Genomic DNA, 12478 nt, shown 5'->3' on the forward strand with positions numbered 1-12478 from the left:
ATTTTCAAAAGAGGGAATAATTTCTAACTCAAAATGCACAATAAACCGTTCATCTCTTAGTCTATTTCTAAATCATGTTGGCCACCTAATAAAAGATTTTCAAAAAATCGTTCCAGATATTCTGTTTTTTTCTGGAATAGCTTCGCATTATCTAGAACAAGAGCATCTCGAAAATACTTTGCATTTTCTTGGAAGGGTTTGTTGTCTACTTGAAATCCCATAGTTCTAAGGTACTTAATCAAAAATACTGTTATGGTTCGAGTATTTCCTTCTCCAAAAGGATGAATTTGCCAAATACCTGAAATAAAAGTCTTGATATGTTGCACTACTTCAATCTCGGATTTTCCTCGATAGTCAAATTGACTTTCCTGCTGAAAATCATAGGTCAAACTATCTGCTACCGTACGAAAATCATCATAGATGACACTATCTCCATTTAAAACAGCCTCACTTTTTGTAATGTTATAAGAGCGGTATTCTCCCAAGGGAATACCTTGTGGTAGGAGGCCAAAGAAAAGCTCTCTATGAATCAATTTCAATGTTGTTGGAGCAAATTTAAAGGCATTAGAGGACAAGAGCTCCACAATTCTCATGGCAACAAGATCTGCTTCTCTTGTACTATCATCCTTCTCTTGGTGGTAAGTCGTTACTTGGTCATAAACTTCTTGATAAGTCAACTTTCCTTGAGAATTTTGCTGTGCGAGCTCTCTCATATACGGCGACGGTTCTAGATCATCTACCTTTTGTAAGCCAAACCCCGTTTCCCATAGGTCTAACTTGGTCTGATAAGAGAGTCTGGGATTATCAATTTCATAAGTCGGTGTCATGGTTTTCCTTTCTAGACAAAGCTTCAAGTAAAATCTTTATATTCTATTCTACCATATTAGATTAGCTAGATTTTCCAGTAATTTGTCGTTTCTTACGAAACTAGCTCTTGGTTTTTAAATAAAAGACTGTATCAGGAATTTATTATTCCGAGTCTTAGACAAGCTATTTTTTCTTTTACAATCTCCGCTACTTCCCCCATCACCCTTTAAAATCCTTCAAAAACTCTTTAAGCTCGGAATCAGCTTCTGGTGTAGTTCCGTGTAGTTGACCGAGCATTTCAAGTAGAGAAGCGGTTTGGTTTTGGATTGCTTCATTTGTCGTGTTAATCTTGCTGACGATATCTGTCAGTGGTTCGACTTCTTCTTCCTCAAAGGTATCTACATAGCGAGGGATATTGAGGTTGTAGTCATTTTCGACAATTTCTTCATAGCTTGCTAGATGGGCAAATTTGTCAATCTCCTCACGTGACTTGTAGGCTTCCAGAATCTTCTCGATATGAGCATCTGTCATGATATTCTGGTTTTTCCCTTTATCAAACTCCTTAGAAGCATCGATAAAGTAAACATCACGGTTGGTACGGTTCTTTTTGAGAATGATAACCGTGGTCGGAATGCTGGTATTAAAAAAGATATTAGCAGGTAGACCGATAACCGTATCAATGGCTCCTTCTTCTAACAAGGCCTTGCGAATGGTTCCCTCAGCATTGCCACGGAAAAGGACACCGTGGGGAAGGACGATAGCCATAACCCCATTATCCTGCTTAAGATGGTAGTAACCATGCAAGAGAAAGGCAAAATCAGCCTTGGACTGGGGTGCCAGTTTCCCAAATGGAGAGAAACGAGGATCCGCCATAAAGCCAGAGTTTGCTGACCACTTGGCAGAGTAGGGAGGGTTCATGAGAACACCATCAAAGTTAGTCGGTTCTTGAGTCGGCCAGTCTTCATCCAGTGTATCGGCATTGTGGAGAAATTGATTTTCAACAGGAACACCGTGTAGAATCATGTTCATCCGAGCCAAGTTATAGGTCGAGGTATTGAGCTCCTGACCAAAGTAGACCACTGTCTGCGGTTTATGAGAGTATTTCTTGGCATTGAGCAAGAGAGAGCCAGACCCCATAGTCGCATCATAAATGGTAAAGCCTAGCTGGTCCTCACGACCCAAAAAGGCAATCTGAGTCATGAGTTTGGCAACAGGCTGAGGTGTATAGAACTCACCAGCCTTCTTACCCGAGTCAGTCGCAAACTGACCAATCAGATACTCATAAGCATCCCCCAACATATCACCAGCATGACCAGCCACATCTAGCACAGCCAACTCTTTCATGACCGCCGCCACCGTTTGGTTTTGCTTTTGCGGAGTTGCCCCTAACTTTTTGGAATAGAGATCAATATCTTCAAAGAGGTTTTCATAGAGTTCATCACTCTGCTCGATATCACGAAAACCCTGAGCCAAATCTTCCAACTGGAAAGTCCCCTCATTGACACGCGATACCAGAGCAGTAAAGGTCAACTCAGGCTTGATACTATAGTTGAGTTCGTCCTTCATCACTGCAAGAAGATCCTCGTGGGTATCCGCATCCTCATAGTAGTTACGATAGACCTCAAGGGCAGCCTCTAGACTCTCACTCCCCTCCTCCATAGTCTCCGCCACGAAAAAGAGCATCTTGTCTGACAGATACTTATAAAAGACCATGCCCAAGAGATAGGACTTGTAGTCATTGGCATCCATCTTAGAGCGGAGAACATCCGCTGAGTTCCACAGGGCTTGGTAAAGCGACTGGGACGTTTGTGTTGTTTCCATAATGTTTCTTTCTTTTTTATAAATTCAAAAATCTATCTATTGCTTCAATAGTTTCATTTCTAACTCTTCAAAATATTTATGTCGTAATTTTTTCTGTAAATCATTATCCAATGCAATACTACTTAAAGCTTTTTCTTTTAAGTTAGAAACTATTTCTTTAATTTCTTTGGAATCAATTATTTCATTTTTCAAGTTACAAATCTTTAAAATTTTCGAAAAACCTGAAGAAGCTATGCTATCTTCCACAATTTTAGTTATATTTTCTAATGTTACAGTTATATCAAATTTTTCTGATAAATTTTCTAAAAATGTCCGTGCTTCATCCTCGGTTGGTTCTCTTGTTTCTATCAAATTCCCTTCCATAAATTCATCAAGTTTCTTTTTCAAAGCGATACTTATTATTTTATCTTTATTTGTTATACACAAACTAATAACAGTGTCTCGAAATTTTTTAATTTTTGTTTTTTATCCTCCTCATCATCAGATAGAACATAATTCACCATTTCTTCATCTACCAAAAGCATCTCTATCTCATTAAAAGGGAGCACAAAAATATTTTTCTTTTTATAGCTTTCAATTCTTGCCTCATCCATCCAGTCATAATCAATAATGCCGTATGCTTTATTACCATATGTTTCCTCTAGTTTATTGTAAGCTTTTGTGTATTGAATAACTTGTTTATGCCCTTGAACTGGTTTGACAAAACAAAATTTACTGAATAATTTGGAATATATTTGATAGTCCAGACTATTTTTAGTTCCTTCGCAAAACAAAATTGGCTTTTTTGCACCAGATACTTCAGTTAATAATGGTAATGGTATTTCTTGTGATTCTTCCAACACCTGATAATCCAAATCATAAGGTGCTTCAAAATTCTTACACCATATATAGGTTGCATTTGTTCTAGATTGAACAAAGTCCATGTTATGTGAAGCAAAAATAAATTGACAATCAGGTCGCTCTGATATGAGCAAATCCCATAATTCATTATAGACAGCAGCATTAAGGAATGTTTCTGGTTCATCAACGATAATATAACTATTTTCTGGAGCTAGAAGGACATTACCAATATAAAACAATATGCAACGTTCTCCATCACTAAGTCCATTTATACTATATTTAGACCCATTTTTTTCAACTTTAACAACTGTATTTTTAGTATCAATATCAAATTTTATTTCTGGTTTAATTTTATTCCATATTTTTTCTAATTTTTGCCACAAAGATAATGACGATTCATTTTTACCTCTGAAATTGTCTGTAGCTACAGCTATGATGTCTTTTACTAAAAGTGTTATTAATTTCGTAAAAGTATTTGAAAAATTTGCATCAATCTGATTAAGATATAAATCTATTGTTTCGTACTTTAGGTTTATATTGTTAAACTCAGTAATATAAGAATCTTCATCAACTACATTCCTATCCTGAATATGAGTAGCAAAACACAACAGTTTTTGAGCAGGCAAAACATACATTTCATTACTATTAATTTTACTATTATTCTTTCTTAATTCATTAATTAGACTAGTTTTTCCTGCCCCATTAGCCCCAATGATAACTGCGGTAGAATCTATTTTAGCAATGAAAGAGAAAAGTTTAATTACTTTGAAATTATATATAATTTGAGGAAATAAAGAATCATACGATTTAATGTCACCACCATAACAATTGTAGATACTTTCTAACAAATTATCTCGTAATGTTTTGTACCTTACCGTTACATCATTAGACAAAACTTTTTCATCTATCTCTTTATTTATAAAAGAAATAAGTTCAAAGAGATAATTATCTACTCGATTATATAAATCTTTTTCATAGTCAGCAATTTGACTTAAATTATCTCGAAATCTTTTCTTTTCAGATTCTAACTTTTCAATCAAATCTTTTTTAGAACTATACATAATTCCTCCTTAAATAAACATATCCTGCAAGAGTTTCTTTTTCAAAGTCTCAAGCTGAGTAATTTTTTCTTGGTAAGAGTTGATGAGGTTATCGAGGTTAGAGAAATAGAGGCCGATAGCGCGTTGTTCTTCCATAGAAGGATAGTGTAAAACAACTTTTTCTAAATCATTATTTCTTAAGTGAACGACTGATTTTCCTTGTGCTCTTTTAATCAATTCTTTCTGTTGGCTTCCATTTGAAATAGTCAAAGCTAAGAAGATAGAGTCCACTTTATTCTCATCTGGAAAGATTATATTTAAATCGCCACCTATAATAACTCCAGATTTTTCAATGACTGATGCTCTTGAAATATCCTCTGCACTTTCCCCAGATGCTGGTACTACAACTTCTCCTCCTTTACTAATTACAGATTTCTCTCTAGTTTCAAGAACAAATGTATTAACCATAGAGATTACAGTTTGATAATTAGTATAAAGTTGACCATATAGAATTATTTCATTTCCAGAATTTACTAAGTCACTTTTTGTATACCCATTACCTTTAGAAAAGCTAGCCAATTCTTTGAGACTCTGAACTTCCCACTCCTCTTCAAATCCATCTAAACGAATCTCAGGAACAGTTTGTCCAGCTTTAGGAAACATCTTGGAGAGCATGGTCGCCTTGAGATATTGGTAGTTGGCGAGATTGTCCTTGTAGCTAGACAGAAGGTCATCTAGGGTACGGAAAAGGGTACCGATGGCGGATTGTTCTTCAATTTTAGGATGATACACTTTGTAGTTTCCAAGTTGTGGAGCTGTCAATTGAGGAACACCCGTAGATTCATTTAAAATTCTCATAGAATTAATCTGATTTTCAAGATAATCAACATCAATTTTTTCCGATTGAAGAGTCAGGAGTCTAACAATTGGAGTAAAATTTTCATGTCTTGCTACTGCATATCCAACATCTCCACGACCCGTAACAGTCACTGCAGGAGCTTTCACTTTATAATCGTCATAAAATCCAACGATTCCTTTGTTTGTCAAAGCATTTGCAATAACAGGATATTTTCCACTTTCCTTCAATTTTACTTTATCTACATCACCACCAGCAGATATTTTGACTATATCTGCAATTCTATCTTCTTCCCAAACACTATTAAATCTGTTAAATCTAATTTTGGGAATTTTTCTATTCTGATTTTTCATAATCACTTCTTTCTGACTCTTTTAATGCTTTAGATTCATTCTTTATTTTCAACACTTTTTCACAATAAGCATCAAAATGATTATTAACAATATCAACTAAATCATTTTTTAAATCATTTGATCTCTTATCAATATCAGATTTCTTAAAATTATTTCTTCTAAAAACTTCATTAATGTAAAACTTTGACTCGTCTTCTTCATGTAAGACTTTCTTTTTTTCTTCAAAATTTTCGTTTGAAATTTTTACATTTAAATCTCCATGTAATAAAGTTAAATTCCCTAAATTATTCTTGTTAGAATCTCCTGGTTCAAATTTACTTTGAGGTATAATATGTTCTAATTGCCAAATCAATTTACCTTTATGATCTAACTCTGTAAAATCGATTGTTCTATCATTATTTTTAAATTTCTCAATGCTAACAAGCAGAAAACGAGTGAAATGAACATGGTTCCCACTATAATAGTTAGTTCGAAAGAACTGTTCATCCTCAATAAATTTCTGAATTACTTTTTGATAGTCATCCAATTGTAAATATTTATGTTTCTTGTCTTGTTCCATAAAATATTCCAGCAATCTATTACCAAACACATTTTGCAAACTATCTAACAATTTATCCATAATTTATCCCCTTATCTCCCAACTCTCAACGGCTCAATAACTTCCTCCACCAGTTGGGTATAGGCTTCCTTGATTTGTTTTTTATAGAGGAGAGGATTGAGGGCATCCGCCACCTCTAGCTTATAGTCTTGATAACGCTGGCTCTTGGTCAGCTGGCTTTCTCCTAGTTGTTTTTTAGCTCCCTTACGGTAGTGTTCGACATAGTAACGGAGTTCATCCTCTCCGACATACCAACGTTTGCTAAAGACTTGGATGTGTTGCTGGATGACCGCCTCGATCATCTGATCCAAGATATTTGCGATAGACTGACCACGATAGCTTTCTGGATGTTCTTGGACTTCTCTCCACAGTTCAGTGATGATCTGGGCAAGATTTGGATTGGTTTTCTCAAGACTCTGAATATAGTTATCCACCGCTTCCTTATCTTGAGCGCTTAGGTTCTTTTCTTGACTCTGGCCTTGCTCAATCAGGCTTTGGATCAAGGTCAAGATATAGGCATAGTTGATTTCGTCCACTTGGATAGACTCCAGTTCATAATGGATATCAAGTGGCTCTCCATCGTCATCATCCTCTACTCGGCTTTTTAATTCTGCAAGAACATTTCGATAAAGTCCCAGATACCTTTCCAACTTTTCTCCATCAAGTCCCGTCTGACTGTAAAGCTCTTCCTCATCATACTCTTTGTACACTCGGATAGAGGCTAGATATTTATCAAAGGCTTGATAGGTTTTAGCTAGTTTCCTCAACTCAGGCGTAGAGATTTGTTCGATTTGGAGTCCTTCCTCAGGATCATCTGTGATGAGATTTTGGAAATCACTACAACTCCGTAAAAAGTTCCTCTTTTCCTCTTCCCAACTCGGCGCTAGGACCTCGTTTTCTCCACCATTCGAGTAGAGTTTGAGGGCATTATCAACTGCTTCCTTGAAGGTTAGAGGCTTTTGGAAGGTGATGATATGACCATAGGTCTTACTGCTGTCAAAGATTCGATTGGTGCGGCTAAAGGCCTGAATCAAGTCCTGCGGTTGCATAGGCTTGCGATCGATAAAGAGAGTCGATAAACAAGGAGCATCAAATCCTGTTAAGAGACGATTGACCACAATGACTAAGTCCAACTGCTCCTTGCGATAGAGGTATTTGTCCTGTTTTCTAGCTAGACGATTATTGACATCCGTATTAAAGCCACGCAGATCCGCCATGGTAAAGTGGGTATCAAACTCTTGGTTATAATCCTCTAAAACCTGCTTCATGTGGTCTTGATTAGCTCTTGAGTCTTCTTCATTCTCCGTAACCGAGTAAGTGATGGTCGCCTTTGGAAAGTCAGGAAGGACCTGCTTGACCCTCTCCGATACCTTGACACGTGTCTGACCAGCCTTGACTCTTTTGAGGAGATCATAGTAGGCCTGAGCTTGAGGAATTGACTTGACAGTCAGGATAGCATTATAGGTCTTACCCACTCCTTTTTGGAAGCCTAATTGTTGGCGCGATTTATTGATAATGGCATCCAAGACTTCTAGCATATGCTCCTCATCCTCATAGACAGTATCTGGTATGTCATTTTCGGATTTATCCGTGATGAGGGTATTGCGATAATCCACCTTAAAGCCTAAAACAGCTCCATCATGGATAGCTTCCTTAACTGTATACTCATGGAGACGGTCTCCGTACTGTTGCTGGGTAGTTTGGGCTAGATCACCGACCTGCTGGCGTTTATTTTCCTTAAAGATAGGCGTTCCTGTAAAACCATACCAGAGCGACTGTGGGAAAAAGTCCTTAATATCTTTTTGTGTTTGTGGCGTCACGGCACGGTGGCATTCATCCACGACAAAGGCCACTCGGAGGCCCTTGATTTTGTCAGCATCTCGTTGGTAGTGTCCCTGTTCAAACTTGCGCATCATGGTAGTGATTTTCTGGATGGTAGTCACTACGACACGCTTATCATTACTTCCTAGTCGCTTGACCAAATCATGGGTATTGTCCGTCTCATCAATATCAATGACATCATTGGTAGCATAGGAGAGGAAGGATGAAGTGGTTTGTTGATCCAAGTCCCTGCGGTCAACGACAAAGATTGTCTTTTGGATAGACGGTATTTGGAGGAGATTCCGCGCCACCTTATAGGAGGTCAAGGTCTTACCTGAACCTGTCGTGTGCCAGACATATCCTGATGCTTGCTGGCGAGAAGCTTCCTGCACCGCTTCGATAGCATGAATCTGATAGGGACGCAAGAGGATGAGAGCTTTCTTGCTATCATCAAGGACAGAATACTGCATGACCATCTGGTGGGCACGAGGGATGGAAAGGACTTCGTGGGCAAAACTGGTCAAGCTCGTTACGGGTTGATTATCCTTATCCACCCACTTGGTTAGAAATTGCTTGTTGAGTTTATTTTCCCTAGCTGCAGCGATATAGCGTGTGTCTACCTTATTGGTCACAACAAACATCTGTAAGCTAGAGTAAATGCCACGGAACTTGCCTTCCCTATCATACTTCTTGATTTGATGAAAGGCATCTAGAAAAGCAACTCGGGGACTTTTAAGCTCAATCTGAATCATTGGCAGGCCATTGATCAAGAGGGTCACATCTAGCCTGCGGTCTTGATCCTGAGGATTTATCTTGTCTCTCTCGACTTGGTTGACAACCTCATAACTGGACTTACCAGCTGCGATATTGTCTCTCCAGATGACAGATAAACGGATAGTCCCCAAACTAGCATCTTCTCTCTGAACCTCAACCTTGGCAATGCCATTTTCGCCGACCAACCACTTGGCCGCATCATAGTAGCTAACAAAGTTCAGTTGATTCTTAATCTGGCGTTTTTCCTGTTCTGTCAGGGGATGACCTGCTAATAGAGCCACATTGTTCTGGGCTAGCTTTTCAAAGAAGTTTTCCCATAATTGCTCTTCTGTTTTGAGGTCTTCTCTGTATGTCCATTGACTTTCCCCAGTCACCAGTTGGTTGATCAGCTGTTTTTCTATCTCCAGTTCTGGTTTTACCTGTATCATACTCTCTCCTTTGCTACATGTCTGCTTCCTTTATTATAGCATGTTTAGGCTCAAATTCCATCACTCTTCCCATGACAAAAAGACTCATTCCCCCTTTCTCCTCTAAAATATGGTATAGTAGAGTTATACTATCTATGAGGAGTTTACATGTCACAGGATAAACAAATGAAAGCTGTTTCTCCCCTTTTGCAGCAGGTTATCAATATCTCGTCGATTGTCGGTGGGGTTGGGAGTTTAATTTTCTGTATTTGGGCTTATCAGGCTGGGGTTTTACAGTCCAAGGAAACCCTCTCTGCCTTTATTCAACAGGCAGGTATCTGGGGGCCACCTCTCTTTATCTTTTTACAGATTTTACAGACGGTTGTCCCTATCATTCCTGGGGCCTTGACCTCAGTAGCTGGGGTCTTTATCTACGGACACATCATCGGGACTATCTACAACTATATCGGGATTGTGATTGGCTGTGCTATTATCTTTTATCTGGTGCGCCTCTATGGGGCTGCCTTTGTCCAGTCCGTCGTCAGCAAGCGCACCTATGACAAGTATATCGGCTGGTTGGATAAGGGCAATCGTTTTGACCGTTTCTTTATCTTTATGATGATTTGGCCCATTAGTCCAGCTGACTTTCTCTGTATGCTGGCTGCCCTGACCAAGATGAGCTTCAAGCGCTATATGACCATCATCATTCTGACCAAGCCCTTTACCCTAGTGGTTTATACCTACGGTCTGACCTATATTATTGACTTTTTCTGGCAAATGCTTTGACACATAAAAAATCCGTTTGGTTTCCCAAGCGGATTTTTAGAGCGAAGATTGATTATAGCTTGATACTAAATATACTTTGGTATGGAAATCATGCCTATTTTTCGATAGTGAGGCGAGGACTTACCTAGCCTTTCCGCCGTGATAGAAACACCTGAAATCTAATGGTTTCAGGTGTTCGGAAACTTTGAGACATTAGGCTCAAAGTTTAGGTATGGAATTTCGAAGAAAGTCGCTACCGTCCGTAATCACTTAAGGAAAGGCTCAAAAACATTGTTTTCAACCACAAAATCCGTTTGGTTTCCCAAGCGGATTTTGTGCTTTATTTTGAAACTTCTTTTGCAAGGACAAAGTTCCCAAGTGTGGCAGAACCATTCCCTGCGACTGCTGGCGTCACGATGTAGTCACGCACATCAGGTACCGGTAGGTAACCATTGAGAAGAGATGTAAATTTCTCACGGACACGATCCAGCATGTGTTGTTGAGCCATGACCCCTCCACCAAAGACAATCACGTCTGGACGGAAAGTCACTGTCGCATTAACCGCAGCTTGAGCGATATAGTAGGCTTGAACATCCCAAACAGGATTGTTGAGTTCAATATTTTCCCCACGTACACCTGTACGAGCTTCCAAACTTGGACCAGCTGCATAGCCTTCCAAACATCCCTTATGGAAAGGACAAACACCGTTGAATTCCTTTTCAATATCCATTGGGTGTCTAGCAACATAATAATGACCCATTTCAGGGTGACCCACACCGCCGATAAACTCACCACGTTGGATAACACCTGCACCGATACCTTGCCCCATAGCTCCGCTTGAGAAGACTGGGTCATTGACATCAGCAAGAGCGACAACATCACCAACGATAGGAGTTACAAGTGTTTCATTTTGAAGAGCTGCTGGAATGTTACCAGTTGTTTCTTCTTGGACCAAACGTTCTGTCTCTACTTCAGTAGCAACTTCTTTTTCATCCTCATAACCAAACATGTAAGTAAGAGCAAAACCAAGTGCAAATGATACAGCTACCATAAGAAGGTATTGGGCAAGTTGTCCGTTACCAACATAAAGCATTGTACCAGGGATGATGGTGATACCACTACCATTACCAGCAAGTCCAAGGATAGAAGCCAATCCACCACCGATTGCACCAGCAATCAATGAGAGGAAGAATGGTTTACGGAAGCGCAAGTTCACCCCGAAGATAGCAGGCTCTGTAATACCGAGGAAGGCAGAAAGAGCAGCTGGGAAAGCAAGTGTTTTTAGTTTTGGATTTTTAGTTTTAACACCAACCGCAACAGTCGCAGCACCTTGAGCTGTCATAGCCGCAGTGATGATAGCGTTGAATGGGTTAGCATGGTCAGCAGCAAGCAATTGCACTTCAAGCAAGTTGAAGATGTGGTGCACACCTGACACGACGATCAATTGGTGAACCCCACCAATCAAGAAACCACCAAGACCAAGTGGCAAGCCAAGAATTGCTTTTGTACCAATAAGGATATAGTTTTCAACAATGTGGAAGACTGGTCCGATGACAAAGAGTCCAAGGATAGACATGACCAAAAGTGTCACAAATGGTGTTACCAAGAGGTCAATGACATCTGGAACGACCTTGCGGACAGCTTTTTCAAATTTTGCTCCGACAACCCCGATGATGAAGGCTGGAAGAACGGAACCTTGCAAACCAACAACAGGGATGAAACCAAAGAAGTTCATAGCCGTTACTTCACCACCTGAAGCGACTACCCAAGCGTTTGGAAGTGAGCCAGAAACAAGCATCATACCAAGAACGATACCAACGGCAGGATTTCCACCGAATACACGGAAGGTTGACCACACAACCAAACCTGGCAAGATGATGAAGGCTGTATCTGTCAAGATTTGTGTGTAAGTTGCAAAGTCTCCTGGAAGTGGCATTTCAAGAGCATTGAAAAGACCACGCACACCCATGAAGAGACCTGTCGCTACGATAACTGGGATGATTGGAACGAAAACGTCACCGAAAGTACGGATAGCACGTTGGAACCAGTTCCCTTGTTTAGCAGCTTCTGCTTTCATGTCATCTTTAGATGATGTTGGTAAACCAAGTGCAACAACTTCATCATACATTTTGTTTACTGTACCAGTACCAAAGATGATTTGGTATTGACCTGAGTTAAAGAAAGCACCTTGAACTTTTTCCAAGTTCTCAATCACTTCTTTATTGATTTTTCCTTCATCTTTGACCATGACACGAAGACGAGTCGCACAGTGAGCTACACTATTGACATTTTCACGTCCGCCCAAGGCATCGATGATTTTTTTTGCAATTTCCTGATTGTTCATTTGCAAAAATCTCCTTATATAAAATTTTGTTCTTGTTTGAAAGCGATTTTAT

Annotated in this window: 9 protein-coding genes and 1 pseudogene; 1 reads left to right on the forward strand and 9 read right to left on the reverse strand. The window is 39.3% G+C overall.

Features of this window, described 5'->3' with window-relative positions; translation table 11 throughout:
* Positions 1 to 56 precede the first annotated feature (56 nt).
* The 7 genes from SK642_RS07325 to SK642_RS07350 form a co-directional block, all read right to left on the reverse strand.
* Complete coding sequence (locus SK642_RS07325; protein WP_033684147.1) at positions 57 to 827, reverse strand: Fic family protein; 771 nt, start codon at positions 825 to 827, stop codon at positions 57 to 59.
* Between the two features lie 199 nt (positions 828 to 1026).
* On the reverse strand, positions 1027 to 2628 hold the full coding sequence (locus tag SK642_RS07330) for a type I restriction-modification system subunit M (RefSeq protein ID WP_033684148.1): 1602 nt from the start codon (positions 2626 to 2628) through the stop codon (positions 1027 to 1029).
* Between the two features lie 36 nt (positions 2629 to 2664).
* Positions 2665 to 3015: a hypothetical protein gene (locus tag SK642_RS10975; RefSeq protein ID WP_235230862.1), complete on the reverse strand. Its 351-nt coding sequence runs from the start codon at positions 3013 to 3015 to the stop codon at positions 2665 to 2667.
* A 29-nt stretch (positions 3016 to 3044) separates the two neighbouring features.
* The gene (locus tag SK642_RS07335) at positions 3045 to 4529 is read right to left on the reverse strand and encodes an AAA family ATPase (protein ID WP_235230863.1); all 1485 of its coding nucleotides are present in this window, start codon (positions 4527 to 4529) and stop codon (positions 3045 to 3047) included.
* A 9-nt stretch (positions 4530 to 4538) separates the two neighbouring features.
* A complete protein-coding gene (locus tag SK642_RS07340) occupies positions 4539 to 5717 on the reverse strand; it encodes a restriction endonuclease subunit S (protein ID WP_033684149.1) in 1179 nt (392 codons plus the stop codon).
* The gene (locus tag SK642_RS07345) at positions 5701 to 6336 is read right to left on the reverse strand and encodes an HNH endonuclease family protein (protein WP_051734072.1); all 636 of its coding nucleotides are present in this window, start codon (positions 6334 to 6336) and stop codon (positions 5701 to 5703) included. Before SK642_RS07345 ends, SK642_RS07340 begins: the two co-directional genes overlap by 17 nt.
* Before the next feature lie 11 nt (positions 6337 to 6347).
* Positions 6348 to 9338 (reverse strand): type I restriction endonuclease subunit R, encoded by a 2991-nt coding sequence (locus SK642_RS07350; protein ID WP_033684150.1) that lies wholly within the window; start codon positions 9336 to 9338, stop codon positions 6348 to 6350.
* A gap of 147 nt (positions 9339 to 9485) precedes the next feature.
* Between SK642_RS07350 and SK642_RS07355 the strand changes: the two genes are divergently transcribed.
* Positions 9486 to 10103, forward strand: coding sequence for a TVP38/TMEM64 family protein (locus SK642_RS07355; protein ID WP_000076170.1), 618 nt, complete (start codon positions 9486 to 9488; stop codon positions 10101 to 10103).
* 319 nt (positions 10104 to 10422) lie between these two features.
* Here the strand turns inward: SK642_RS07355 and SK642_RS10980 are convergent, their stop codons facing one another.
* Together SK642_RS10980 and SK642_RS07365 are read right to left on the reverse strand one after the other, a co-directional pair.
* Positions 10423 to 10911, reverse strand: a complete 489-nt coding sequence (locus SK642_RS10980) for an ROK family protein (protein WP_033684261.1) — start codon at positions 10909 to 10911, stop codon at positions 10423 to 10425.
* Positions 10897 to 12426 (reverse strand): annotated as a pseudogene (locus SK642_RS07365) (sucrose-specific PTS transporter subunit IIBC); the annotation flags it as partial. The gene SK642_RS10980 and the pseudogene SK642_RS07365, both read right to left, overlap by 15 nt.
* Positions 12427 to 12478 lie beyond the last annotated feature (52 nt).

It is taken from the genome of Streptococcus mitis (assembly GCF_000722705.1).
In the GTDB taxonomy this organism is placed as follows: domain Bacteria; phylum Bacillota; class Bacilli; order Lactobacillales; family Streptococcaceae; genus Streptococcus; species Streptococcus mitis_P.

Bases quoted from the DNA above. Each gene is read 5' to 3' on its own strand.
- SK642_RS07325 (WP_033684147.1), bottom strand. From the start codon at position 827: ATGACACCGACTTATGAAATTGATAATCCCAGACTCTCTTATCAGACC.
- SK642_RS07350 (WP_033684150.1), bottom strand. From the start codon at position 9,338: ATGATACAGGTAAAACCAGAACTGGAGATAGAAAAACAGCTGATCAAC.
- SK642_RS07355 (WP_000076170.1), top strand. From the start codon at position 9,486: ATGTCACAGGATAAACAAATGAAAGCTGTTTCTCCCCTTTTGCAGCAG.
- SK642_RS07345 (WP_051734072.1), bottom strand. From the start codon at position 6,336: ATGGATAAATTGTTAGATAGTTTGCAAAATGTGTTTGGTAATAGATTG.
- SK642_RS07330 (WP_033684148.1), bottom strand. From the start codon at position 2,628: ATGGAAACAACACAAACGTCCCAGTCGCTTTACCAAGCCCTGTGGAAC.
- SK642_RS07335 (WP_235230863.1), bottom strand. From the start codon at position 4,529: ATGTATAGTTCTAAAAAAGATTTGATTGAAAAGTTAGAATCTGAAAAG.
- SK642_RS07340 (WP_033684149.1), bottom strand. From the start codon at position 5,717: ATGAAAAATCAGAATAGAAAAATTCCCAAAATTAGATTTAACAGATTT.
- SK642_RS10980 (WP_033684261.1), bottom strand. From the start codon at position 10,911: ATGGGGCAAGGTATCGGTGCAGGTGTTATCCAACGTGGTGAGTTTATC.